This is a genomic window from Tessaracoccus coleopterorum, from assembly GCF_011174705.1.
Lineage (GTDB): Bacteria > Actinomycetota > Actinomycetes > Propionibacteriales > Propionibacteriaceae > Arachnia > Arachnia coleopterorum.
Window position 1 is genome coordinate 2,569,485 of sequence record NZ_JAANIJ010000001.1, and the last position, 21,345, is coordinate 2,590,829.

Sequence of the window (21,345 nt, forward strand, 5' to 3'; positions counted from 1 at the left end):
GTACCGGGATTGGCTGCTCGAGGTGGGTGAGGATCCGCTCCAATGGGAACGGCGAGTCTGCGGGAGGGCTGATCGTAGGGGGTGCTCGCGCAGAAACGCGATTTCGGCGGCGAGGAGGATAACCTCGCGACTAGCCCCCTTCAGTTGGAGGTCAAGCTTGTCCCATTGGCCTTGGCCCTTGCCTACGATCTGGTTTTCCTCGATCCTCCCTCGGAGATCCTCGGCTGCTGCTGGCGTCCAGATAGTTGTCGATGGATCGATGACCGAGCGACCGTCGCCGATCATGTGGGCGATCACAACACCAGCTTCAGACGCGATTCTCATGTCGTCAGCTGGCCGGGACCTGAGTGTCTGCTCGTTGGCGTCGGAGTTGGTTGTCATGGTCGCATTCTTGCCGAAAGGTCACTGGAGCCCCACGGGCCTCGCCGAGGCCAGACAAACGGATGGCTTGGATCGGCGGTGGTCAGCGTCGCCGCTGCTCCGCGATCCGGGTGTGGTGACGATCCCTGCCGACACCGTGGCCTCGAACTCTCACCCCCGAGCCGTGCGGAAGAGTCGCCCGGTTCGTCGCCGGCCAGAGTGGGTCAGGCCGTGCGATCGAAGACGAACTCGAGTTCGATCGCCGGGTCGACCGCGCGGATGATCGACGTGTAGAAGGCCGTTGCCTGTTCCTTCAGCAGTTCCTCATTGGCGCTGAGGTACTCCGACCTGGCCTTGTCGGTCAGGATCTCGTTGACCATCGCGATCGTGTCGATCTCAGGTGTGGCCCAGCTGAGCAGCCCCTTGTCCTCGGCCGCAACCTTGAACGACGCATTGTCGTGTCCGATGAAGATGAACTCGGGAAACGAGATGCGGTACGCGTCGTCGCCGGTCGGTTCGATCGCGACACCCGCGCCGTCGATCCCGAGCTTCGCGGTGAACCCGTACTGCATCAGAGTGAGGCGCTTGCTGCCGGGAACCTTGACCCCCGGGAACGTCGACTCCTTGCTCTCCTCGAGGATGCCCTGGATTCCGAGGCTCACGAGAGCGATCTCCTCGGTGCGCTGGATGGCGCTCATCACCTGGGTGTCGCGGGAGTCGGACGTCGCGCCCCAGCCGACGGAGGTGAGGAGCGGGCGCACCGCGAAGGCTCCGACGGCAACACAGACGGCGGCGAGGAGAACTCCGGCCAGGGTTTTCAGTGCCTTCATCATTGGGGCCTCCAAACGGCCTGCGGGTAGCCCGGCGCTGCACGAGGCCCTCGACGCGTTCTGGGCCAATGCGCCCGGCCCGGGTGGCATCGGGCTGCAGGACCGGTTCGCCGCCATGTGGGCCCACGTCGCAGCCAGGGTGGCCGGGCATCCCGCGCTCCTTGGCTACGACCTGCTCAATGAACCGGCCCCGGGTCGGCCGCACCCGGCATCTTCGAGGCGCTCATCGGCACATTCGCCGTCGCCACAGGCCAGGACCCGCAGCAGGTGTTCGCCGACTTCGCCGATCCCGAGGCGAAGCTCGCCCAGCTCGCCCGCCTCGAGGACGAGGCCCTCTACCGGCAGCTCGGCGACGCCATCCAACCTCTCGTGCGGGCCTTCGAGGTTGATGCGGTGGCTCCCATGATGGCCCGGGTCGCCGCGGCCGTCCGCGCCGTCGACGGCGACACCCTGCTCGCCCGCGAGCACTCCTACTTCGCGAACCTGGGCGTGCCGTCGGGGCAGCCGACGCTGGACGACCCGCCTGGGTCTACTCGCCCCACGGCTACGACCTCACCGTCGACACCCCGCCATCGCGCTCTCCTCCAACGTGCGCGCTGGCGTCATCTTCTCCCGTCACAGGGAGACGCAGGAACGGCTCGGGTTCCGGTGATCGTGGGGAGTGGGGCGCCCTCAGCCTCGGAGAGGGCGTGCGACCCCACGGCGAGTTCCTGCTGGACCTCTTCGACTCGTTCGGCTGGTCCTGGACCTACTGGGTGTGGGAACCGGGGTTCGCCGGCTCGGAGGCGGCCGCGACGCTCACCCGTCCCGACCCGTCGCCTTCGCAGGCACCGCCGAGGCCTGGTCGGTGGAGGAAGGACGGCTGAAGGCCTCCTGGATCGGGGCCGACGGCGCGGCGCCGTCGGTGTTCTTCGTCCCGGAGACGCGCCCGGTCACGGTCCTGCGGGACGGTGCGGAGGTCGAGTCGCGGCGCGAGGGAGCCTGGATCTCTGTCGCTCCCGGGGACGGCCGCTTCGAGTTGAGCACGGGGCGGTAGGGCCCGCCATGGCGCTGTCGTTGCGGCAGAAGCTCCTGCTGGCGACACCGCTGCCCGCGACGTGGATGTCGAATGTCATCATCCACAACGTCTACATCAAGTTCTACACCGACGTCATCGGCCTCTCGCCTCAGTATGTGGGCTGGGTCTACCTCGTCTTCAACCTGTGGAACATCCTCAACGACCCGATCTTCGGCGTCATGCTCGACAAGATGCGGTACCGCCCGGGCGGGGCAAGTTCCTCTACGTCATGCGGCGCACCATCCCCTGATGCTCATCGGACTGGTAGCCATGGCCTGGAGCAGCCCTCGTGGCCGCAGGGTGTGATCTTCGCCGTCTTCCTGTTGGAGCTGTTCCTCTTTGACGTTGCCTCAACGCTCTACCTGATCTCCGCCGTCAGTTACGGATACCTGGCCGCTCCCAGCCGCGAGGACCGGATCGACGTCGAGGTGGTCAAGGCGTGGGTGGGTAACATCACCTCGGCCTTCGCGACCATCCTCGCCACCCAGCTCCTGGTGGGAGACGCCATCACCGAGCACACCACCGTGGCCACCATCCTGATGGGGTCGTCGTACTCAACGCCGTGCTCTACCTCGTGCCCGCGATCAAGCTCAAGGACCCACCCGAGCTCTACGAACGCGGCGACGCCGGTGAGGAGGCGGCCACCTGGGCGCAGTTGCGGAGCGACGCGAAGTCGATCGTGACGATGCGGGCGTTCTGGGCCTGGTTCGGGTTCGGAACCACCGCGATGGCGCCGATGGGCATGTACTTCACGGCCTTCCTGTACCTGATGGACCATGTGATCCGCAGCTCTGGAACCGAGGTGACCATCACCGACGTCGGCTCCATGGTCGTCGTGCTGGTGCTGCTTCCCTGGTGGCGCGGGCGATCAAACGGTTGGGCAGCCGCACCGCCATCTTCATCGCCTTCGTGCCGTACCTGGGTGGGCTCGGCGCACTGTTCTTCGTGACGCAGTGGTGGCAGGTGCTGATCAGCTACATGTTCATCATGACGGGGCGCTACACGATCATGACGGCGGGCGTCGCGCTGGAGGGTGCCCTCGTCGACGACAACGAACGGCTGACGGGAACCCGCAAGACCGGCTCGTTCGCCTCGCTGCGAGCCCTGCTGTCCGCACCGCTGATCGGCACCCAGACCACGCTCTTCATGTGGATCATCGCCGCCTACGGCTACGACCAGACGGCGACGGTGCAGTCGGAGAGCGCACAGTGGGGATCAGGTTCGCGACGGCGGGGTGCCGATCATCCTCGGCCTGCTCGGCATCATCGCGTTGCTGTTTCTGCCCTACAGCCGGCGGGTGGAGGCCGAGATCAGCGAGTTCTCACGGTCCCGCCGGGGCGAGGGACGGCCTTCCGCGTGGGCGGCGATGGGGGCGAGCGGGCCATGACCCGGAACCGGAAGGCGAGATCCTGCAGGAGAGCACCCCGGGGATAAGGGGCTGGGAATGGGCTCCGCCGGGCGCCCGGCGGAGTCGACGAATGTTGCTCAGGCCTCGGGCTTGCCGATCCGGACCCGCCACACGGTCGGGCCCTGCTCGAGATAGTCCCAGGTGAACTGGTTCTTGAACTCGGCGTCGAACTGGTACCAGAGGGCTTCGGGTCGTGGTCGTTGACCAGTTCGAAGCCCTTGCCCGACTCCAGGTCGTGGTAGTTCTGCAGGATCAGCTCGTGGCGACGCTGCGGCGGGTCGTTGCGCACGTCGAGTTTGGGGTCGTTGCTCATGATTCCTCCGGGGTGGTTGGTGAACTGGTCGGATCGGGCCGCGTTGTCTGGGGAGACGGGCCAGGTAGTGCATCGCACCGTTGATCCGCTCGGCCTGCCGAGGGTCGACGTCGCGCAGCCTGAGCCAGGCCTGGGCGGCAAGCCGGTTGGCGGCATCGGGGTCACCAGACCGGCCAACTGCCCGCAGGGCCTTGATGAGGTAGCCGACCGTCGCATCGAGCGGCCCGTCGAGCCCAGCTTCGGTTGCCATCTGCGCCTCTCCCTGATTAACACGAGAAGTTCGTGCTAATGGGTACCTTAGCCCCGGTCGGTGTCGTCGGGTCAAGGCGTCCGGGACGGCGCGGGCCGGGCAGACGGGCACCAGGACGGACGTCCGGGTGGGGTCCGCCCGGCGGGGCGATGTCGTTGGTGCTCAGGCGTCCTGGCAGACCCAGCCGTCCGGCAGCGTGCCGCTGTTGAACAGCTCCCGCACGCGGCCGCGCTCACCGGCGTCGAGGTCGGTGTCCATGTGCGGGTAGATGATCGGCTCCTCCTTGGCGTTGTGGTTCTCCAACAGCGCCAGCAGTTCGCGGCAGGCCTCGTCCAGGTCCCCGCCGCTCGTTGAGGGAGCGGCGATGGAGCGTTCGAGGTCGTCCATGCGCCGCCACAACTCACCGTGCTCACGCCGCATCACCAGCAGCGGCATCAGCAGCGGCCCGGGCGGCAGATGTGGGAAGACGATGTCCTCCTCGAGGTAGATGTGGCGACGCAGCGCCTCCACCGCGTTCAGCAGCGGGACCGCACGCCGGTGCGGGTCCGGCTCCGTCGAGGTGAGGAACTCGTCGATGGCCGCGTCGATCTGGTGGTGCTCCCGCGTGAAGGCCTCGGCGAGAGATACCTCGCTGGTGTCGGTCGGGCTCGTGCTCATGCTCGTCCTCCTTGGACGGCCCGGCGGGTGCCGCCCGGCACCGTGAGGGCCTGCCTCGACGATAGCGCGCCCGGCAGGGGTCGGCGTCAGGGCTTGCCGGCCGGGGGCTCCGCCGTGAGTGTCGCGGCGAGCCCGCGACGGTGGAGCCCGCCCCGGGCCCGCTCTGGCCCGGCATGCTCGAGCGCCGCCAGCCGCGTGTGTCCCTTCCGGACCTGCCGTCCCCAGCGGTGGACGGTGACGGTGAGGTCGCCTACGAGGTGCTCGAGGTCGGGCTGATGACCGGATCGCCCAGCCGGATCGCGGGACCGCCGGGCAGCCGCACGACCAGCCCCGTCACCTCCACCCGCAGCGATCCCGCCGCCACGATTCCGCCGGCGAAGGCGACGCGCCGGCCGTCGGGTCGCTGAAGCGCCAGAAGTAGCCCTCCATCGCGACGCCGTGATGGGCGCGCGTCGGGTGACCGAACGGCAGGTCGGCGCCCGTGCCCCGGTAGCGGGCGGGCAGGCCTGAGCCGCGGGTGAGGCGTCCATCGGGCTACCGGGCCCGACGCTCGACGCGTCGCCGGTCGGCCAGGTGGGCCTCGCGCAGGAGCTCGAGGACGCGAGCGGTTGTCGCCGGAGCGGGGTTCACGATGCTCACCCAGCCGTAAGCGCCGTAGAGCGGGTGCGGGATGAAGGCGTCGGCCAAGCTGTAGTCGATGCTCGCCGCGTCGATCTCTGCGGGCGGGTAGCCAAGCAGCTCCGTGAACCGTTGCGTCCCGACGTGGATGTTCAGCCGCCAGCGGTCGGGGCGTCGAGTCGGGAGGCGGCGTCGTCGGATAGTCCTTGGTGACGATCGTCGCGTAGCCCTGCCGGTTCGTGGGCACCACGCCGTCGGGCGCGTAGTAGAAGAAATGGTCGCCCCAGGAGATCTCGGGGTGCCCGCTGCCGGGCGCTGGTGCCAGTTCGAGGACGCCGTCGAATCCCCGGACCTCGGCGAGGATCTGTTCCATGGACATGCGACCAGTATGGGCGTGTCGGGGAGTACAGGTTCGGGACCAGCCGAACCGGTAGATCTCCGCAGGGAGGGTCAGCCGAACTGCACGAACGCCTGAATCGGCTCCGACAGGTTACGCACCTCGGTGAACCCATGGCCTCGTAGAACGCTGTCTGGCGAGGCTCGTCGTCCGTGAGCAGAAGCTTCTGCCGCACGTCTCCGAAGGGTTCGAACACCAGCCGGAACAGCTCCCGGCCGATGCCGGAGCGCTGGTGTTCAGGGACGACCAGGATGTCCTGCAGATAGACGATGGTCAGCCCGTCTCCCACGACCCGGGCGAGGCCGACGAGCCGATCGTCGTCCCAGGCCGTCACCACCGCCAGCGAAGCACTGATCCCGGCGGCGAGCCGTTGCGGATCTCTCGTGTAGGCCGCCCATCCCACCGAGTCGTAGAGGGCGGTGAGCTCGTCCTGGTTGGGGATGGTGTCGACGCGGTAGCTGACCATCCGGTAAACCCTATCGAAGCCTCACGTGTGAGGGCGGGCGCAATGGTGCGGAAAATACCCGGGCTGTTTCGTGCTCGAAGGGTCATGGAGGCAGGCGGAGCCGTAGCGTTGGGCATGGAGACAGCGACCCGGGTGGGCGCCCACCACGGCTGGGTGGCGCGCGCCGTCGAGACCCTGTCGCCCGGCTACTTCGCGATGGTGATGGGGACGGGCATCGTCTCCATCGGGCTGCACGACCTTGGCTGGTCGGGCTCTCGCTGACGCTGCTGATCGTCGCGGCCGTCTCCTACCTCGGCTGTGGGTTCTGTACGTATGGCGGGCGGTGTCGTTCCGGCAGGCGATGCTGCATGACCTCCGGAGCCCCGAGACGGCCTTCGCCTATTTCACGGTCGTGGCCGCCACCGACGTGCTTGCGGTCCGGTTGCTGGCGGAGGGTTTCACAGGAGTGGCGGTCGCCCTGGTTGGGTTCGCGGCGCTGGTGTGGTTCGTCTTCGGGTACCTCCTGCCGTGGCAGGTGCTGATGCGGCGCGACGGGCGGCCGATCCTCGCACGGACCAATGGCACCTGGTTCATCTGGGCCGTCGCGAGTCAGTCGCTCGCCATCGGTATGAGCATGCTGCAGCCGCTGGCGGGACGCGGGCAGGCGTGGGTGGCGCTGCTCGCCGTCCTGTCCTGGTCGGTCGGGGTGGCGCTGTACGCCGCGGTCGCGATGCTGGTGCTGCTGCGCATCGTGCACTTCGGCATCACGGCGGAGCAGTTCGAACCGCCCTACTGGGTGACGATGGGCGCGATGGCCATCGCGGTGGTGGCGGGCAGCCGGATCGTCGAGATGGAGCCGACCCCGATGGTCGAGGCGACCGGTCGGCTGATCGCCGGCACCGTCGCGATCTTCTGGACCTTCTGCCTGTGGCTCATCCCGATGCTCATCGGAGCCGGATTCTGGAGGCACGTCAGGCACCGGGTGCCGCTGCGGTATGTGCCGACGCTGTGGTCGATCGTGTTTCCCGTCGGCATGTTCGCGGTCGCCTCGATCAATCTGGGGCGCGTCGACAGGCTCCCGATCGTCGAGGGCATCGGCTCGGTGACCCTGGTCGTGGCGGTGCTGGTGTGGGTGGTGGTCTTCGTGGCGATGCTCCGGCACGTCGTGCGTGTCGCCACCGGCCGGGCGGCAGCCCTGCCCTCGGGCCGGGCGGCTCGACGGTGGCAGAATCTGTCCATGGCTTCGCTCCAGACGCTTGAGGACGGGCAGCGCCGGGTCGTCGCCCGCTGGGCCGCCGCGTGCGCGGAGCGGGTGGTCGGGTTGTTCGTAGCGAACAGGGCCGCGGAGGCGCAGATCCGCGACGCGCTGGAACGCACCTTCGCCTACGCGGCGGGAGGCGGCAGTGCCGCCGAGGAGATCGCCAAGCGGATGATCGCGGTGAAGGCCGCCGGCACGGCCTCCACGCCTGCGGGCGCGGCGGCGGCGCGGTCGGTGGCCCAGGCCTCGGCGGTCGCGCACATGGGTGCCCACGCACTCGGGCCGCCGCCTACGCCGTCAAAGCGGTATCGCTCGGCGGCGACGAGCAGACGGTCCGGGCCGAGATTGACTGGCAGCTGGGCCAGCTGAGCGCCGGCGAGAGGGACGTTCTGCGGCTCCTGCCTCCGGTCGGGTCGGACAGCAACGGGCCGCTCGGGGCGGGGCTGCTGTCGCGGGGGATCCTCGGCGACACGATCCGGGAGATCCAGGCCACGCTCAACCGGTGACGGCGGCCGGTCGGCCCAACTCCTCCGCCAGGCCGAGCAGGATCCCTCAGGGCCGCGCACGTAACACAGCCGGTAGACGTCTCCGAATGCCACGACCTCCCCGACCGGCTCGACCCCGACCCCTGGAGACGCGCCAGGGTGTCGTCAAGGTCGTCGACGGTGAACATCGCGCGCAGGTAGCCGAGCGCATTGACGGGCGCCCTGCGGTGGTCGGCGATGACGCCCGGCTCGATGAAGCGCGACAACTCGAGCCGACCGTGCCCGTCGGGGTGCGCATCATCGCGATCTCCACCCGCTGGTCGCCCAGCCCGGTCACCTTGCCGGCCCATTCGCCCTCGACGAACTGCCTGTCCTCCAGCGTGAGGCCGAGCGCCCCGAAGAACGCGACGGTCGCGGTGAGGTCCTCGACGACGATCCCGACGTTGTGCATCCTGATGCCCATCGGGTCAGCCTAGGTCGGCCTCGCCATGAGTCGGCCCGGCCAGGCAATCCGACGGCGCCGACCGGCCGTGTCGGGCCCGTGCGAGGATGTGGGCCATGTCCACCCAGCGTGAGATGAACCAGAAGACGTGGGAGCGACTCGTGGGGCTCGGGTTCAAACCGGGCGACCCGCTCGACGTCGACGTGTACTTCGCCGCGGAGAGCGGCGGTGACGCCGGCGCCGTCGAATCGGCGCTCGAGCGGCGCGGTTACGAGGTCGACATCTCCACTGCCCGGGTGGGGATCATCCGCCGGCGCACCGAGTGGACGGTGGGGCCAGCCGCAGGTTCGACGCCGTCAGCCTCGATGTGCTCGATGCCCTCGTCGACGAGATGGAGGATCTGGCCGTCGACACCGGCACCGCGTTCGACGGCTGGGGAGCCGAGATCGGCTGAGCCCGGCTCAGTCGGGCCTCGGACGGCGCCGGTTCTGCTTCGTCTCCGCCCGTGACCGTTTGGCGCTCAGCCTCCGCAGCTGCGAGCCGCGGGTCGGCCGCGTGGCGCGGCGGGCCTTCGGTGGCGGAGCAAGGGCGTCCCGGAGCAGCGCCGCCAGCCGGAGCCGGGCCGTCGCCCGGTTACGCAGCTGCGACCGGTGCTCCGCCGCGCTCACGGTCAGGGTCGTTCCCACGAGCCGCTGCTCGAGGTGGATGAGGGCCCGTTGGCGCTGCGCGTCGGTCAGGCCGGTGGTCGCCGCCACATCGAGGGTGAGCTGGACGCGCGAGTCGCTGGTGTTGACCCCTGGCCGCCCGGGCCGGAGGCATGGGAGAACTGCTCCACCAGATCCCGGGCCGGGATTCTCAGCCCGCTCGGGATGCCGGGCCCGGCGGCACGTGCAGGTCGTCCATGGTTACGAGTCTGCCGCAGAAGCCGGAACAGGGTGAACCCGGACGCCCGATGACGGAGCGACGTCAGCCCTCGAAGACGATCGGCCCGGGTTGCAGGCCCTCGAGCCAGATCCGGGTCTCCCTCACGTGCTGCATCGCGAGGAAACGCGCCGACTCGGGTCACGCTCGGCGATGGCCCGCGCGATCTGGACGTGCGCCTCGTCCGAGATCTCCTTCAGCTCATGCCCGTGGGCCATCTCGAAGATCCGGTAGTCCTGCCCGCGACGGCGGATCGCCGACAGCAGAGAGGCGATCACCTCGTCGCCCGCGCCGCGGATGATCATGCCGTGGAAGTCGGCGTCGAGGGTCTGCGCCCGATTGTTGGGCACCTCGGCGCGCAGCTCGAGCGCGAGCTCCATGAGCCGCTCGCACTCCCCGTCCGTGAGCTTCGCGGCGGCCGCCGCGGCGACGTGGCCCTCCAGGACCTCCCGCAGAGGGAAGAGTTCGATGAACCGGGGAGCGGCAGCAGGGCACGACCATCTTCAGGCCCGCCATGATCTGGTCGGCATTCATCATCGAGACCGTCGGCCTGCTCCCCGGCCTGGAGTCCAGCACGCCCGCCACTGAGAGCATCTTCTGCGCCTCGCGCAGCGAGCTGCGGGAGACCCCGAAGCGCTCGCACAGCTCCGCCTCGCTGGGCAGCAACTCGCCCATGCTCAACTCGCCCGCGGCAATCATCCTTGCCAGAGAGCTTCTCGCCGTCTCGACCGCGCTCATGGAGGTCCCGTCGTGTCCCACGTGACAATCATGCCCATTTGGCGATTGTCAGACAATCATGTAACGATTCGGTCACTTTGGGTGACGCAGTGAGGTGGTCACCCCATAATTGTCAGACAAGGAGGTCTGATCGCATGGCAGTCGCCGCTCAGCCGGGGAACGATCCCCAACCCCGTTGGTCGCTGGATCCGCGGGTCAAGCACCTGAACCACGGGTCGTTCGGGCCGTCCCCGTCGCCGTCCAGGAGGAGCAGGACCGGCTGCGCCGGCTGGCGGAGTGGAACCCGGTGCGCTGGTTCGCGAGCCTCGCGCCGCAGATCGGGGAGGCCCGCGAGGAGATGGCCGCGCTGTTGAACGTGCCGCGCGGCAACCTCGCCTTCGTGCTCAACGCCTCGGCCGGTGCGTCCGTCGTGTTCCAGGCGTTGATGGACCGCGGGCCCGTCGACGTGATGGTGACCAACCACGGCTACGGAGCCGTCACGATGGGTGCCGAGCGAGTCGCGCGCCGCACCGGCGGCACGGCCACGACGGTGTCGATCCCGCTGGCGGCGACCGGGCCCGAGGCGTTCGCCCTCGTGGCGGAGGCGATGGAACAGACCCGCCCGACGCTGCTGGTGATCGACCAGGTCACCTCGGCCACCGCCCGCGAGTTCCCCGTCGACGACATCTGCCGGCGGGCGCGGGAACTCGGCGTCCTCACCCTCGTCGACGGCGCCCACGCGCCCGGCGTGATGAGCGACCCGATCTGCCGCGAGGCCGACTACTGGTGGGTAACCTCCACAAGTTCGTCTGCGCGCCCCGGGGCGCCGCCGTCCTCGTCTCGCGGGGGACGGGCAGGAGCTCTTCCCCGTCATCGACTCCTGGGGCGCGCCGCACCCCTTCCCGCAGCGCTTCGACCACTCGGGCACCTTCGACGCCACCCCTGGCTGACGGCCCCTTCGCGTGGCGCCATCTCGACGCGGCCATCGGGTGGGACACCATCCGCGCCACCTCCGCGGCGCTGCTCGCCGAGGGTTGCGCCGTCGTCGCCGACGCACTCGACGGGCTCGTCGAGGTGCCTCTCCCCGATGTCGGCCAGAGCGTCGGACCGCTGAGACTCGTCGGCCTGCCCGGAGACCTGGGCTCGACCCACCCGAGGCGGACGCGCTGCGCGTGCCCTTCAGCGATGCGACCGGCATCGGCATCGCCTTCACGAACTTCGAGGGCCGCGGGTACCTGCGGCTGTCGGCCCACGCCTACAACGCCCTCGATGACTACCGGTACCTGGCCACGGTTGGGATTCCCCTCCTCAACCAGTGGTCGCTCGACAACAACAGGGGAATCGCATGACAGGCAACAAGAATCAAGGAGGATCCATGCGCAGGAAGCTCACAATGGCCACCGCCTCGGCGGCGGCCCTCGCGCTCGCGCTGACCGGATGCGCCGGCGGCGACGAAGGCGCCGGCACGGAGGGTGGCCAGGTCACGCTCCAGATGGTCGAGTCGCTCACCAACCCGGCACGCACCGACCTGCTGAAGTCGATGATCGCGGACTTCGAGAAGGCCAACCCGGACGTCAAGGTGCAACTGGTCTCACCGCCCACCGAGCAGGCCGACCAGAAGCTGCAGCAGATGCTGCAGTCTGGCTCCGGTATCGACGTGCTCGAGGTCCGTGACCTCACGGTCGGCCCGTTCAGCAACAACAAGTGGCTCTACGACATGTCGACCGAGATCAAGGGCTGGGACGGGCTCTCGAAGCTCACCGACCAGGCACAGAACGTGGCGCTCGACGCCGACGGCAAGTCGTACTTCGTGCCATACGGCTTCTACGGGCTCAGCCTCTTCTACCGCACCGACATGGTCAAGGACGCAGGCTTCGACGGCGCCCCAAGAGCTGGGACGACCTGGTCGAGCAGGCCGCCGCGATCCAGGACCCGGCAAAGAACAAGTACGGCTACGCCTTCCGTGGCGGGCCGAACTCGGCGGGCCAGCTGATGAGCATCCTGCAGGCCTACAACATCGACAACCTCGACGTGTCCAACGCCTACAAGGTCGACAGCGGCGCCACCATCTTCTCCACCCCGGAGTCGCAGGTCGCCATGGACAAGTACCTCGAGCTCTTCAAGACCGGCTCGCCCGAATCGTCTGTCGCATGGGCTACGCCGAGATGGTGCAGGCGTTCACCAACGGATCGACCGCGTTCCTGCTCCAGGATCCCGAGGTCATCGCCGTCGTCAACGACTCGTCGCTGACGCCGGAGCAGTGGAGCGTCGCAACCAACCCCGTCGGCCCGACCGGCAAGGCCGCGTGGCCGATGGCAACCGCCGGCTGGGGCGTCGCCGAGGCGTCGAAGCACAAGGAGGAGGCCGTCGAGCTCGTCAAGTTCCTGTCGGGTGACGCCTCGACCCAGTTCGCCAAGGACAACTCGCTGGTGCCGATCCAGCAGGCCGCCGGCGAGGACGAGTTCTTCAAGTCCGGCCCTGGGCCGCCTACGTCGAGATGAGCTCGAACCCCGACACCTGGATCTCCGTCGTCGAGCCCCGCGGCTCAGCCTGGTGGACCGAGTGGATGCAGCGCTCGGAGGCCGACCTGCAGCAGGTCCTGATCGGCAAGATGTCGACCGCCGACATGCTGAAGGGCTGGGACCAGTTCTGGACCGAGAAGTGGGCCGGCTGATCCATGTCGACTCCGACCGGTGAGGTCGCCAGGGGGCGGGTGCGCGTCGCACCCGCCCCACCTCGGGCGACAGTTCAACGGGCGCGCGGCGCTGACGATCCTCGCGTATCTGGCGCCCGCGTTCGTCTTCGTCATCATCTTCACCTACTACCCGCTCGCGGTCGGTGGGCAGATGGCGTTTCGCAAGTGGTCCCTCTGGGACCTCACGAGCACCCCGTTCGTGGGCCTGCAGAACTTCCTCACGCTGTTCTCCGATCCGCTGTTTGCGAAGGTGATGCTGAACTCCCTGATCTGGGTGGTCGGCTCGCTGGTGCCGCAGTTCCTCATCGGTTTCCTGATCGCGTTGGGCCTGCGTAAGAAGTTCCGCTTCCGCGGGTTCTACCAGGCCGTCGTGTTCTACCCCTGGGCCGTCTCCGGCTTCCTGATCGGCATCCTGTTTCGCTGGATGTTCAACTCCGAGTTCGGCGTTGTCAACGACCTGCTGATGCGCGTCGGGCTGGTCGACCGGCCCGTCCCGTGGTTGGCCGACCCCGACCTGGCGCTGCTCAGCGTCATCATCGCCAACGTCTGGTACGGCGTCACCTTCTTCTCCATCATGATCCTCGCCGCGCTGCAGTCGGTTCCAGACGAGCTCTACGAGGCGGCTGCGCTTGACGGCGCGAGCCGCTGGCGCACCCTGACCAGGATCACCATCCCCACCATCCGCACCACCCTGGTGCTGACGGTGCTGCTGCGCGTCATCTGGATCTTCAACTTCCCCGACATCATCTACGCCATGACCGGCGGCGGCCCGGCAAACCAGACCCAGATCGCGACGACCTGGATGATCCAGTTCACCCAGCAGGGCGACTACGGCCTTGCCTCCGCCCTCGGGTTCATCATCATGGGCGTCCTGGTGGTCTTCACCGGCCTGTACCTGCTGTTGTTGAACCGGGAGCGTGCCACATGATCAACAAGGACCCCCGCTGGCTGACCGTGGTCAGGATCCTCGGGCTCGGGCTGTGGCTCGTCATCACGCTTTTCCCGCTGTACTGGATCCTGCTGACGTCCTTCAAACCGGCAAACCAGATCGCCGAGTACCCGGTGCGCTACTGGCCGAAGGAGTTTACGCTCGACAACTACGTGAGCCTGTTCCGGAAGGCACAGTTCGGCGACTACCTGCTCAACAGCGTCATCGTCTCCGCCTCGGCGGCGCTCGTGGCCACCACGATCGCGCTGCTTAGCGCCTACGTCCTGTCGCGCTTCCAGTTCCGCGGTAAGGGCGCAGTCATGCTCGCGTTCCTCGTGACGCAGATGATCCCCGCGTTCATCGCGCTCGGCCCGCTGTACCAGATGTTCACCAACCTGGGGCTCGTCGACAAGCGCTTCGGCCTCGTGCTCATCTACATCGCCATGACCATCCCGTTCTCGGCGATCATGCTGCGGGCTTCTTCGACAACGTGCCAGACAGCCTCGAGGAGGCGGCCATGGTCGACGGCGCCACCCGGTTCGGGGCCCTTTGGCGGGTGATCGTGCCGGTCATGACGCCCGGCATCATCGCCACCTTCATCTTCAACTTCGTAAACTGCTGGAACGAGTTGTTCCTCGCGGTGACGTTGATCAACACCGACGACCGGAAGACGATCCCGACGGCGCTCAACGGGTTCATCTCCAGCTTCAATATCGAGTGGGGCCCATGTCGGCCGCAGCGGTGCTGACTATCCTTCCGACCATGGTGCTGTTCGCATTCGCCAGCAGGTGGATCGTGGCAGGACTTACCCAAGGTGCAACGAAGGGCTGAGAGGGAGTAGAGGGAGATGTCGGAAATGACGCCGGACCTGGCGGTGCTGGACGCGATCCAGCGGCGGGTGCTGTGGTTGGCGACCAACATGATCGAGGTCGCAAACCATCGTCGACCGGACAGGGACGGCTTGAAGGTGGGCGGGCACCAGGCGTCCTGTGCATCGATGGTCACGCTGATGACGGCGCTGTATCTGCACCACCTCGATGCTGACGACTTCGTCGCGGTGAAGCCGCACGGTTCGCCCGTCCTCCACTCCCTCAACTATCTGATGGGCAACCTCGACGCCGAGTGGCTCACCGAACTGCGCGAGTTCGGAGGCCTGCAGGCCTATCCCTCCCGCACGAAGGATCCCGACCGGGTCGATTTCTCCACCGGGTCGGTGGGCCTCGGACCGGCCGCCACGATCTTCGCGGCCGGGGTGCGTGACTATGTGGACGCCCATTTCGGGGCCCGGCCCTCGTCGCGTTTCGTGGCGGTGCTCGGTGACGCTGAGCTCGACGAGGGCAACGTGTGGGAGGCCGTGCACGATCCCGCGTCGAACGCGCTGGGTCAGGTGACCTGGCTCGTCGACTTCAACCGCCAGTCGCTCGACCGGATCGTGCCCGATGTGCGGATCTCGCCCTGGCATGCGGCGTTCGCCGCGCACGGCTGGCAGGTCATCGAGGTCAAGTACGGGCGCGGCTCCGCGCTTTCGCGGCCGAGCATGACGGCGAACCCCTGCTCGAGTGGATCGACCGGATGCCCAACGAGCGCTACCAGTCGCTCTTCGGGCTCGGCCCCGCCGAGCTGCGGGCCCGCTTCCTCGATGGCGCACCGGCCGCGGTCGCAGATCTCCTCGCCGGCCTGCCCGACGACGAGGTGGCGACGCTGGTGACCGACCTGGGCGGCCACGACCTCGCCAGCGTGCTCGAAGCCCTCGAGCAGGCCGACGCCGACCCGCAGCGCCCGACCGTCATCTTCGCCTACACCCACAAGGGCTGGGGCCTTCCGATCCAGGGCAACGCCCGCAACCATGCGGCTGTGCTCAGCACCGCGCAGGTCGAGCAGTTGCGCACCTCGCTCGGGATTGACGCCGACGCCGAATGGGAGCGCTTCGACCCGGAGTCGCCTGAGGGAGGCTGCTGGCAGAGCGCGGCCGTCATCTCACCCGTGGCCCCGCACCATCGGAGCCAGACCGCAGGTACCGACCTCGACCGGGCAGCGCGCGTCACGCCCGATCAGCACCCAGGAGGGGTTCGGTCGCATCCTCGTCGACCTCTCGCGGGACGACGGCGTCCGCCGCCACCTCGTGACGACCTCACCCGACGTCGCGACCTCCACCAACCTCGCGGGCTGGATCAACCGCGTCGGCGTGTTTGCGGAGCACGAGCGCCAGACGTGGTCGGACGATCCGCTGCTGCGTTGGCGGGAGACCCCGTCCGGCCAGCACATCGAGCTCGGCATCTCCGAGATGAACCTGTTCCTGCTGCTCGGGCAGCTGGGGCTGGCCGAGAGCTTCTCCGACCAGCGGCTCCTGCCGGTGGGCACGCTGTACGACCCGTTCGTCTGCCGGGCCTCGACGCCCTGATCTACGGCACGTATTCGGGGTCGAGCTTCGTGTTCGCCGGTACCCCGTCTGGCGTGACGCTCGCGCCGGAGGGCGGTGCCCACCAGTCGAGCATCACGGCCTCTATCGGCACCGAACTGCCGGGGCTCACCTATCATGAGCCCGCCTACCTCCGCAGCCTCGACTGGCTGCTGTGCGATGCGCTGGCCCGGGTCGCGGGCAGCGACGACAGGCGGGCGGAGTCGACGTATTTCCGGCTCACCACCAGGCAGCTCGACCAGGCCCCGTTCGACGCGGCGCTGGCGAGGCTTGGGGAGGAGCTACTCCGCGGCCAGGTGCTGGGCGGCGCCTACCTGCTGCGTCCGGCCGGGGAGGGGCCGCGCCGCAGGTGACGATCGCCGCGGTGGGCGCGCTGGTGCCTGAGGCACTCGAAGCTGCCGCGGAACTGGGGAGGAGGGCATCGGGGCCGAGGTGGTCGATGTCACGAGCCCGGGCCGCCTCTACCGCGCCTGGCGCAGCAGCCTCACCGAGGGATCCGGAGCGCCCGCTCGCCGCAGCCGGCGACAGCTCTGTCGGTGTTCACCCGGGCCGTCCGCTCGTCACGGTGCAGGACGCCGCCAGCCACCACCTGGCCTGGATCGGCTCTGCGCTCGCCGCGCCGTCGGCCTCACTCGGGGTGGACGCCTTCGGACAGTCGGGCTCGGTGCCGGATCTCTACGCCGCCCACAGCCTGGACGCCGGGAGCATCGTCAACGCGTCGCTCGGGGTGCTCGGCCTCTAGCGGATCAGTTGCAGTTCGGGCACTCGCCGCCCATCAGCGGCAGCTCGAGGAAGCAGCTGGTGCACACTGGGCCCGTAGCTCGACGGGCTCCGGCTTACGCGCCGTGGTCGGTGCCGCGGCCTTGCGGGCTGTGCCACGACAGGTGCCGCGTCCTCCGGTACCTCAGAGCAGAACGCCTTGTAGCAGGCCAGTCGCGACTCGGCAGCGTGGCGCTCGCGCTCGCGGGGGCTGGCGAAGGGGCCGCGCCGGTGGTGGCGGCGACCATGTCGTAGTTGACGCCGACCTGGCCGTCCTGCCGGTTCACGGCGAGCGAGGTCAGAGGTGGGAGGTTCCGCCCCTGGCAGGCGGTCGCGACGAGGCGGAGCACGCCTGCGAGCCAGGTGCGCTGCTGGGCGTGGGTGCGAACGCCCGAGCGGTTCTGGACGGCCTCGGCGAGGTCGGCGTAGGTGATGGTCGCCCCGTACCGGGACGCCGTCTCGCGCAGCACGAGGATCGCCTCGCGGGCCCACGGGACCTGCCCCGCCTTGCTTCCGACGATTCGTTCACTGACTTGCGCCGCGGTCTTGTTCACGTTGCCCAATCCTCCCAGAGAAACCGGACCGTTCTGACCACCTGACCCCTCGTGCCCGCACTTCCGTAGCCCCGCCCGGACCCGTACCGCCTTGTCAGTACGCGTGCCGCGATGCCGTGGAGACCGGCGAAAATTTGCGTGCCGGGTTGTCGTCACCGCTCGGCGATGTGACCGCGCCCGCAGATACCGACCCGTCCCTCGGCGCCTGTGTCCGTGCCGCGGGTCTGGGTTGCTGTCGGCGCGGTCAGGCGCCGACTACCCGGTCGGTCACCGGGACTCGTTGCCTGCCATGTCGAAGCCGACCGCGCAGAAGCGGGCCGGAAGCTCCGCCGCCTCGAAGAAGAACGACTGCCGGCGGTACTGGAAGTACGAGTCCCGGTCGGCGCAGTCCGTCTCATCGACGGGCCGAACAGCACCTGGAGGTCCGCGATGTCGGGAATGTCGAACAGCGGATCGACCATGACGGTGCCGTCGCCCATCTCCTGGACGGCGAGTTCCGGGCCCGCTGTGGGTGCCTCGCCGTCGATGGAGAAGACGAGCCGTGCCGCCTCCGTCTCCCTACCGGGGACCGCCACGCAGACCAGTGCGAACCCGTGCTCCGTCGGGAGGGCGAACGGCAGCGGGGTCGGTTCGCCGTCGGCAGCCAACTGGACAGGCGTCGCGCCGGCGTAGATCGCCGGGTCGCTGCAGGCGCGCGCCTGACCCAACGGAACCTCGGCCACGACGACGCTCTGCGCCGGTCCCATGAGCCTCAACTCCGGCTGGCGACCGGACGCCTCGAGGCCCGCGGTGGTGAAGATCCCGCCACCACGGAGCCCTGTGAGGCTCGCGGTGGGCAGCGGGCAGGTGCCGCCCAGGGCGAAGCTGCCGCCGGGGAAGCAGGCGCCGATCCCGGCGACATCGACCCCGTAGCTCGTCTCGGGGAGGGCATGGCCCCGGCGTCCGTGATCTCGCACGGCTTTCCGAGGTAGCAGGTGCCCGCACGGTCGGCGGGAACGCCACCGTTGGTGGTGTTGATGATCGAGACGACAGTGCCGTCGGCGATCAGCGGGGAGCCGGACGAGCCGCCGAGGACACCGGGGCAGTCGGTGCGGGGTACGCCGAGCCACAGCCAGTGGTGCTCGATCAGGTCGACCGCCCCGCCGAGGGTGCACTCACCCTTGCGGAGCACGACCTCGGTGGCTTCAACCCCTGCGAAGGTGCCGCGATGTTGACCACCTCGGTGCCCACGGCGGGGGCCGTTCCTGTGATGGGGAGCGGGACGGCGCCCGCCGCGCGAAGCTCGCCGAGGGTCGTGTCGAGGCGGATGATGCCGATGTCGACACCGCGCATGGTGCCGTACTCGTAACGGGCGACCTGGACGCTTCGCACCGACCCCTCGGCGGCCCCGAGCACGTCGAAGAAGTGGGCCTCGCCGGCGCCTTCGCCGTCGACGAGGATGTCGCCCGCGGCGGCGTTGTCCATCCCGACGCAGTGGCCATTGGTCAGGATGTAGGCGGGTGCCTTGTCGACGCCGGTCTCGATGAGGGTGCCGGTGCAGGCCGACGACGTGTCGAGGCGGGCGACGCCGCCGTAGAGGCTCAGGTCCTCCGGCGCCATCGGGGCGCGGGAACGACCTGGGTCGGGGCGGTGGCGGACGGCGTGGGCTCCGGGAACCGGGCTCGGCCGTCGGGGCAGGAGCTCGGGCGGGACAGGCGCGCATCCCGCGAGGACAACGGCCGCGGCCGCCGTCATGAGCCATCGTCTCACCATGTTCCCCTCCTCCACGAGTCGTCAGGGCGAGCCTATCGACGGGGAGCGACCCGGGTGTGGGACCGGAACACAATTGCCGTCCCGCCGTCGCGGCGCCGCCCCGTCGCCTCGAGTGCCGTCGACCCCGTGCCCCGGGGCCGAATTGATCTCTGGCGGCAAACGCGTAAGCTTACTGGTCGGCCCGCGCCTCTCTGGTGCCTGCCCCTCCAGCCTCATCACCCACCTCAGCCCGTCTCCGGGCGCGTGAAGAAACCTGCATGACCAATAACCTGACCGTCGGTTCGCCGACCCGCGTGATTGTCGCGTTCACCCTTCCCCTCCTGATCGGCAACCTGTTCCAGCAGGTGTACCAGTTCACCGATGCCGCGGTTGTCGGCCGCATGGTGGGCGTTGAAGCGCTGGCCGCGGTCGGCGCGACCGGCTCGCTGATGTTCCTGCTGCTCGGCTTCACCTTCGGCGCCTCCGGCGGCCTCGCGATCCCGATCGCCAAGGCCTTCGGGCCGGCGACATGGCGACGCTGCGCAGGCACTTCGCAAACTCCATCCGGATCGGCGCCGCCATCGCTGTGGTGATCATGCTGGTCGGCGTCTTCGGGGCGCACGACCTGCTCGTCCTGATGCAGACGCCGCCGGAGCTGATGACCGACGCCGAGGCGTTCCTGGTGATCAGCTTCTGGGCACCCCGATCGTGATGGCCTACAACCTCCTCGCCGCGGTGATCCGCGCGCTGGGCGACAGCCGCACCCCGCTCTACTTCCTCGTGATCAGCTGCGTGCTGAACGTCGTCCTCGTGGTCGCGTTCATCGGCGGGCTCGGCTGGGGCGTTCCCGGCGCGGCGCTCGCGACGGTGTTGGCGCAGGCCGTGTCGGTGGTGCTGTGCCTCATCCTCGTCAAGGTGCGGATGCCGCAGCTCCACCTCACCCGCGCCGACTGGGCCTCGCGTCCCGGCGAGCTCGGCGAGTCGCTGCGCCCCGGCCTGGCGATGGGCTTCCAGATGTCGGTGATCGCGATCGGCGCGGTCGTGTTGCAGTACGCCATCAACGGGCTCGGCTCCGAGGCGGTCGCCGCCTTCACCTCCGCCATGCGTGTCGACCAGGTCGCCGTCGCGCCGCTCGCCTCGTTCGGCCTGGCGCTGACCACCTTCGTCGCGCAGAACCGTGGTGCCGGCCGCTGGGAGCGGATCCGGGTCGGCGTCTGGCGCACGAGCCTCCTGACCTGGGCCTCGCGGTGCTTCTCGGGGTCTGATCATCGTGTTCGGAACACCCATCGTGAGGCTTTTCGTCGGCGACGGCGAGCCTCAGGTGGTGGCGTTGGCGCACGAGTACCTGATCATCAACGGCGCCCTGTATCCGATCCTGGCGAGCCTGTTCGTCATGCGAAACGCGATCCAGGGCCTCGGAGCGACCGCTGTCCCGACGCTGGCCGGCTTCATGGAGCTCGCGCTGCGCTCGGTGGCCGGACTCGCGCTGGTGACTCAGTTCGGCTTCCTCGGCGTCGCGCTCGCCGCTCCACTTGCGTGGCTCGGTGCCCTGCTGCCGGTGTCCGTTGCATGGTTCGGCTGGCGTCGCGCGCTGATGGGGCACCCCGACGGCGCCCCCGAGCCCACCCCGGTGCGTCGCTTCAGCCTGGCCCGCGCAAGCTGAACCGTCCCCGCCGGCCGGTCAACCCAGTGCCGCCCCACGATCGCCTCGCGGACCGCGGGGGGCGCCAGGAAGAGCCGTGGTTGGAGCTCCTCCCACCCGCGTTCCTTGGTCGCGACGGCGAACGCGTGGTGGGTGCGATCCAGGTCGTTGTCCAGGACGAGGCCCGGGGAGTCGGCGCCGAGCATCTGCAGGTGGTACATCCACCAGCTGCCGTCGGCCTCCTGGTTGAGGAACGTCGCCTCGAACGCCATCTTCTCCCGCGGCAGGCTCGCGAGGCACTCGTCGTAGCGTTCGTGCAGCGTCCGCATCCAGTCGTCGAAGCCCGCCTCGCGCCCGTCGAGGAGGCGGGCCCTGCTGAGCTCGAGGCGCACCCCCTCGGGCACGGACGGCGGCATCGGCCATCCGGGGAAGTCATCGGCGACGGGGCGAAGGGAATCG

30 protein-coding genes and 10 pseudogenes are annotated in these 21,345 nt (G+C 68.8%); 25 read left to right on the forward strand and 15 right to left on the reverse strand.

Annotated features, from left to right (window positions below; translation table 11 throughout):
• Positions 1-584 precede the first annotated feature (584 nt).
• Positions 585-1,058: a hypothetical protein gene (locus G7085_RS16490; protein ID WP_197511779.1), complete on the reverse strand. Its 474-nt coding sequence runs from the start codon at positions 1,056-1,058 to the stop codon at positions 585-587.
• Between G7085_RS16490 and G7085_RS16495 the strand changes: the two genes are divergently transcribed.
• The 4 genes and pseudogenes from G7085_RS16495 to G7085_RS32975 all read left to right on the forward strand — a co-directional run bounded on the left by G7085_RS16495 (position 1,048) and on the right by G7085_RS32975 (position 3,681).
• Positions 1,048-1,596, forward strand: coding sequence for a hypothetical protein (locus tag G7085_RS16495; protein ID WP_197511780.1), 549 nt, complete (start codon positions 1,048-1,050; stop codon positions 1,594-1,596). The genes G7085_RS16490 and G7085_RS16495 overlap by 11 nt on opposite strands.
• Before the next feature lie 283 nt (positions 1,597-1,879).
• Positions 1,880-2,056 (forward strand): hypothetical protein, encoded by a 177-nt coding sequence (locus G7085_RS16500; RefSeq protein WP_197511781.1) that lies wholly within the window; start codon positions 1,880-1,882, stop codon positions 2,054-2,056.
• The gene (locus tag G7085_RS16505; protein WP_197511782.1) at positions 2,038-2,226 is read left to right on the forward strand and encodes a hypothetical protein; all 189 of its coding nucleotides are present in this window, start codon (positions 2,038-2,040) and stop codon (positions 2,224-2,226) included. The genes G7085_RS16500 and G7085_RS16505 overlap by 19 nt, the downstream gene beginning before the upstream one ends.
• A gap of 65 nt (positions 2,227-2,291) precedes the next feature.
• Positions 2,292-3,681 (forward strand): annotated as a pseudogene (locus G7085_RS32975) (MFS transporter).
• Positions 3,682-3,732: 51 nt separating this feature from the next.
• Here the strand turns inward: G7085_RS32975 and G7085_RS27115 are convergent.
• Both G7085_RS27115 and G7085_RS16530 read right to left on the reverse strand, forming a co-directional pair.
• Positions 3,733-4,184, reverse strand: a pseudogene (locus tag G7085_RS27115) (DUF2249 domain-containing protein).
• 196 nt (positions 4,185-4,380) lie between these two features.
• Entirely contained in the window at positions 4,381-4,875 is a 495-nt protein-coding gene (locus G7085_RS16530; protein WP_197511786.1) for a hemerythrin domain-containing protein, read from the reverse strand.
• A gap of 140 nt (positions 4,876-5,015) precedes the next feature.
• Here G7085_RS16530 and G7085_RS16535 point away from each other — a divergent pair, with 140 nt between their 5' ends.
• Entirely contained in the window at positions 5,016-5,282 is a 267-nt protein-coding gene (locus tag G7085_RS16535; protein WP_197511787.1) for a hypothetical protein, read from the forward strand.
• Between the two features lie 127 nt (positions 5,283-5,409).
• Here the strand turns inward: G7085_RS16535 and G7085_RS30890 are convergent, their stop codons facing one another.
• From G7085_RS30890 to G7085_RS35365, 3 genes and pseudogenes are all read right to left on the reverse strand, one after another.
• Positions 5,410-5,769, reverse strand: a complete 360-nt coding sequence (locus G7085_RS30890) for a DUF6194 family protein (protein WP_408647219.1) — start codon at positions 5,767-5,769, stop codon at positions 5,410-5,412.
• Positions 5,747-5,872: pseudogene (locus G7085_RS35360) on the reverse strand (DUF6194 family protein); the annotation flags it as partial. The gene G7085_RS30890 and the pseudogene G7085_RS35360, both read right to left, overlap by 23 nt.
• Positions 5,873-6,059: 187 nt before the next feature.
• A pseudogene (locus tag G7085_RS35365) lies at positions 6,060-6,356 on the reverse strand (GNAT family N-acetyltransferase); the annotation flags it as partial.
• Between the two features lie 84 nt (positions 6,357-6,440).
• Here G7085_RS35365 and G7085_RS16550 point away from each other — a divergent pair.
• A complete protein-coding gene (locus G7085_RS16550; protein ID WP_197511789.1) occupies positions 6,441-6,617 on the forward strand; it encodes a hypothetical protein in 177 nt (58 codons plus the stop codon).
• A gap of 79 nt (positions 6,618-6,696) precedes the next feature.
• Positions 6,697-7,962, forward strand: a complete 1,266-nt coding sequence (locus G7085_RS16555) for a tellurite resistance/C4-dicarboxylate transporter family protein (RefSeq protein WP_231979622.1) — start codon at positions 6,697-6,699, stop codon at positions 7,960-7,962.
• A 183-nt stretch (positions 7,963-8,145) separates the two neighbouring features.
• Here the strand turns inward: G7085_RS16555 and G7085_RS16560 are convergent, their stop codons facing one another.
• Entirely contained in the window at positions 8,146-8,529 is a 384-nt protein-coding gene (locus G7085_RS16560) for a VOC family protein (protein WP_231979623.1), read from the reverse strand.
• A 313-nt stretch (positions 8,530-8,842) separates the two neighbouring features.
• Here G7085_RS16560 and G7085_RS30900 point away from each other — a divergent pair, with 313 nt between their 5' ends.
• The gene (locus G7085_RS30900; protein ID WP_269451899.1) at positions 8,843-8,974 is read left to right on the forward strand and encodes a hypothetical protein; all 132 of its coding nucleotides are present in this window, start codon (positions 8,843-8,845) and stop codon (positions 8,972-8,974) included.
• A gap of 7 nt (positions 8,975-8,981) precedes the next feature.
• Here G7085_RS30900 and arfB read toward each other — a convergent pair.
• From arfB to G7085_RS35370, 3 genes and pseudogenes are all read right to left on the reverse strand, one after another.
• Positions 8,982-9,391 (reverse strand): annotated as a pseudogene (gene arfB, locus G7085_RS16565) (alternative ribosome rescue aminoacyl-tRNA hydrolase ArfB).
• A 154-nt stretch (positions 9,392-9,545) separates the two neighbouring features.
• A complete protein-coding gene (locus tag G7085_RS16570; protein ID WP_197512934.1) occupies positions 9,546-9,911 on the reverse strand; it encodes an FCD domain-containing protein in 366 nt (121 codons plus the stop codon).
• Between the two features lie 139 nt (positions 9,912-10,050).
• A pseudogene (locus G7085_RS35370) lies at positions 10,051-10,179 on the reverse strand (GntR family transcriptional regulator); the annotation flags it as partial.
• Positions 10,180-10,465: 286 nt separating this feature from the next.
• On the opposite strand from G7085_RS35370, the gene G7085_RS16580 reads away from it, so the two are divergent.
• From G7085_RS16580 to G7085_RS16620, 14 genes and pseudogenes are all read left to right on the forward strand, one after another.
• Complete coding sequence (locus G7085_RS16580; RefSeq protein WP_197511791.1) at positions 10,466-11,272, forward strand: aminotransferase class V-fold PLP-dependent enzyme; 807 nt, start codon at positions 10,466-10,468, stop codon at positions 11,270-11,272.
• Between the two features lie 58 nt (positions 11,273-11,330).
• Positions 11,331-11,507, forward strand: a complete 177-nt coding sequence (locus G7085_RS16585) for a hypothetical protein (protein ID WP_197511792.1) — start codon at positions 11,331-11,333, stop codon at positions 11,505-11,507.
• Between the two features lie 26 nt (positions 11,508-11,533).
• Complete coding sequence (locus G7085_RS27125; protein ID WP_231979624.1) at positions 11,534-12,151, forward strand: ABC transporter substrate-binding protein; 618 nt, start codon at positions 11,534-11,536, stop codon at positions 12,149-12,151.
• Positions 12,151-12,408, forward strand: a complete 258-nt coding sequence (locus tag G7085_RS27130) for a hypothetical protein (RefSeq protein WP_231979625.1) — start codon at positions 12,151-12,153, stop codon at positions 12,406-12,408. Before G7085_RS27125 ends, G7085_RS27130 begins: the two co-directional genes overlap by 1 nt.
• Positions 12,309-12,659: an extracellular solute-binding protein gene (locus G7085_RS27135; protein WP_231979626.1), complete on the forward strand. Its 351-nt coding sequence runs from the start codon at positions 12,309-12,311 to the stop codon at positions 12,657-12,659. Before G7085_RS27130 ends, G7085_RS27135 begins: the two co-directional genes overlap by 100 nt.
• Positions 12,656-12,832, forward strand: a complete 177-nt coding sequence (locus tag G7085_RS27140; protein WP_231979627.1) for a hypothetical protein — start codon at positions 12,656-12,658, stop codon at positions 12,830-12,832. The genes G7085_RS27135 and G7085_RS27140 overlap by 4 nt, the downstream gene beginning before the upstream one ends.
• Positions 12,833-12,851: 19 nt before the next feature.
• Positions 12,852-13,781 (forward strand): carbohydrate ABC transporter permease, encoded by a 930-nt coding sequence (locus tag G7085_RS16595; protein WP_197511793.1) that lies wholly within the window; start codon positions 12,852-12,854, stop codon positions 13,779-13,781.
• On the forward strand, positions 13,778-14,341 hold the full coding sequence (locus G7085_RS16600) for a carbohydrate ABC transporter permease (RefSeq protein ID WP_231979628.1): 564 nt from the start codon (positions 13,778-13,780) through the stop codon (positions 14,339-14,341). The genes G7085_RS16595 and G7085_RS16600 overlap by 4 nt, the downstream gene beginning before the upstream one ends.
• Entirely contained in the window at positions 14,299-14,529 is a 231-nt protein-coding gene (locus G7085_RS27145; RefSeq protein WP_231979629.1) for an ABC transporter permease subunit, read from the forward strand. Before G7085_RS16600 ends, G7085_RS27145 begins: the two co-directional genes overlap by 43 nt.
• 99 nt (positions 14,530-14,628) lie before the next feature.
• Complete coding sequence (locus G7085_RS16605) at positions 14,629-15,489, forward strand: 1-deoxy-D-xylulose-5-phosphate synthase N-terminal domain-containing protein (RefSeq protein WP_197511794.1); 861 nt, start codon at positions 14,629-14,631, stop codon at positions 15,487-15,489.
• A gap of 29 nt (positions 15,490-15,518) precedes the next feature.
• Positions 15,519-15,638: pseudogene (locus G7085_RS35375) on the forward strand (hypothetical protein); the annotation flags it as partial.
• Positions 15,628-16,182, forward strand: coding sequence for a hypothetical protein (locus tag G7085_RS16610; protein WP_197512936.1), 555 nt, complete (start codon positions 15,628-15,630; stop codon positions 16,180-16,182). The pseudogene G7085_RS35375 and the gene G7085_RS16610, both read left to right, overlap by 11 nt.
• Before the next feature lie 29 nt (positions 16,183-16,211).
• A complete protein-coding gene (locus G7085_RS16615) occupies positions 16,212-16,553 on the forward strand; it encodes a hypothetical protein (protein ID WP_197513106.1) in 342 nt (113 codons plus the stop codon).
• On the forward strand, positions 16,550-16,942 hold the full coding sequence (locus G7085_RS16620) for a hypothetical protein (RefSeq protein WP_197511795.1): 393 nt from the start codon (positions 16,550-16,552) through the stop codon (positions 16,940-16,942). The genes G7085_RS16615 and G7085_RS16620 overlap by 4 nt, the downstream gene beginning before the upstream one ends.
• A 94-nt stretch (positions 16,943-17,036) precedes the next feature.
• Here the strand turns inward: G7085_RS16620 and G7085_RS16625 are convergent, their stop codons facing one another.
• The 4 genes from G7085_RS16625 to G7085_RS16640 all read right to left on the reverse strand — a co-directional run bounded on the left by G7085_RS16625 (position 17,037) and on the right by G7085_RS16640 (position 19,247).
• Complete coding sequence (locus G7085_RS16625; RefSeq protein WP_197511796.1) at positions 17,037-17,513, reverse strand: hypothetical protein; 477 nt, start codon at positions 17,511-17,513, stop codon at positions 17,037-17,039.
• A 152-nt stretch (positions 17,514-17,665) separates the two neighbouring features.
• A complete protein-coding gene (locus G7085_RS16630) occupies positions 17,666-18,259 on the reverse strand; it encodes a hypothetical protein (protein ID WP_231979630.1) in 594 nt (197 codons plus the stop codon).
• Between the two features lie 5 nt (positions 18,260-18,264).
• Positions 18,265-18,684, reverse strand: coding sequence for a hypothetical protein (locus G7085_RS16635; RefSeq protein ID WP_197511798.1), 420 nt, complete (start codon positions 18,682-18,684; stop codon positions 18,265-18,267).
• Positions 18,639-19,247, reverse strand: a complete 609-nt coding sequence (locus tag G7085_RS16640; protein WP_231979631.1) for a trypsin-like serine peptidase — start codon at positions 19,245-19,247, stop codon at positions 18,639-18,641. Before G7085_RS16640 ends, G7085_RS16635 begins: the two co-directional genes overlap by 46 nt.
• A gap of 275 nt (positions 19,248-19,522) precedes the next feature.
• On the opposite strand from G7085_RS16640, the pseudogene G7085_RS16645 reads away from it, so the two are divergent.
• The 3 genes and pseudogenes from G7085_RS16645 (at position 19,523) to G7085_RS30910 (ending at position 20,907) form a co-directional block, all read left to right on the forward strand.
• Positions 19,523-19,956: pseudogene (locus G7085_RS16645) on the forward strand (MATE family efflux transporter).
• 302 nt (positions 19,957-20,258) lie between these two features.
• Positions 20,259-20,414, forward strand: a pseudogene (locus tag G7085_RS36390) (hypothetical protein); the annotation flags it as partial.
• 100 nt (positions 20,415-20,514) lie between these two features.
• A complete protein-coding gene (locus G7085_RS30910; RefSeq protein WP_197511802.1) occupies positions 20,515-20,907 on the forward strand; it encodes an MATE family efflux transporter in 393 nt (130 codons plus the stop codon).
• A 59-nt stretch (positions 20,908-20,966) separates the two neighbouring features.
• Here G7085_RS30910 and G7085_RS35385 read toward each other — a convergent pair.
• Positions 20,967-21,302, reverse strand: a pseudogene (locus G7085_RS35385) (DUF6176 family protein); the annotation flags it as partial.
• Positions 21,303-21,345: the final 43 nt, after the last annotated feature.

Coding starts and splice junctions, on each gene's coding strand:
- G7085_RS16600 (WP_231979628.1), top strand. CDS start 13,778: ATGATCAACAAGGACCCCCGCTGGCTGACCGTGGTCAGGATCCTCGGG.
- G7085_RS16530 (WP_197511786.1), bottom strand. CDS start 4,875: ATGAGCACGAGCCCGACCGACACCAGCGAGGTATCTCTCGCCGAGGCC.
- G7085_RS16605 (WP_197511794.1), top strand. CDS start 14,629: ATGTCGGAAATGACGCCGGACCTGGCGGTGCTGGACGCGATCCAGCGG.
- G7085_RS16555 (WP_231979622.1), top strand. CDS start 6,697: ATGCTGCATGACCTCCGGAGCCCCGAGACGGCCTTCGCCTATTTCACG.
- G7085_RS27140 (WP_231979627.1), top strand. CDS start 12,656: ATGAGCTCGAACCCCGACACCTGGATCTCCGTCGTCGAGCCCCGCGGC.
- G7085_RS27145 (WP_231979629.1), top strand. CDS start 14,299: ATGGTCGACGGCGCCACCCGGTTCGGGGCCCTTTGGCGGGTGATCGTG.
- G7085_RS16630 (WP_231979630.1), bottom strand. CDS start 18,259: ATGGGACCGGCGCAGAGCGTCGTCGTGGCCGAGGTTCCGTTGGGTCAG.
- G7085_RS16490 (WP_197511779.1), bottom strand. CDS start 1,058: ATGAGCGCCATCCAGCGCACCGAGGAGATCGCTCTCGTGAGCCTCGGA.
- G7085_RS16560 (WP_231979623.1), bottom strand. CDS start 8,529: ATGCACAACGTCGGGATCGTCGTCGAGGACCTCACCGCGACCGTCGCG.
- G7085_RS16610 (WP_197512936.1), top strand. CDS start 15,628: ATGCGGCTGTGCTCAGCACCGCGCAGGTCGAGCAGTTGCGCACCTCGC.
- G7085_RS16495 (WP_197511780.1), top strand. CDS start 1,048: ATGGCGCTCATCACCTGGGTGTCGCGGGAGTCGGACGTCGCGCCCCAG.
- G7085_RS27135 (WP_231979626.1), top strand. CDS start 12,309: ATGGGCTACGCCGAGATGGTGCAGGCGTTCACCAACGGATCGACCGCG.
- G7085_RS16640 (WP_231979631.1), bottom strand. CDS start 19,247: ATGACGGCGGCCGCGGCCGTTGTCCTCGCGGGATGCGCGCCTGTCCCG.
- G7085_RS27130 (WP_231979625.1), top strand. CDS start 12,151: ATGAGCATCCTGCAGGCCTACAACATCGACAACCTCGACGTGTCCAAC.
- G7085_RS27125 (WP_231979624.1), top strand. CDS start 11,534: ATGCGCAGGAAGCTCACAATGGCCACCGCCTCGGCGGCGGCCCTCGCG.
- G7085_RS16550 (WP_197511789.1), top strand. CDS start 6,441: ATGGAGGCAGGCGGAGCCGTAGCGTTGGGCATGGAGACAGCGACCCGG.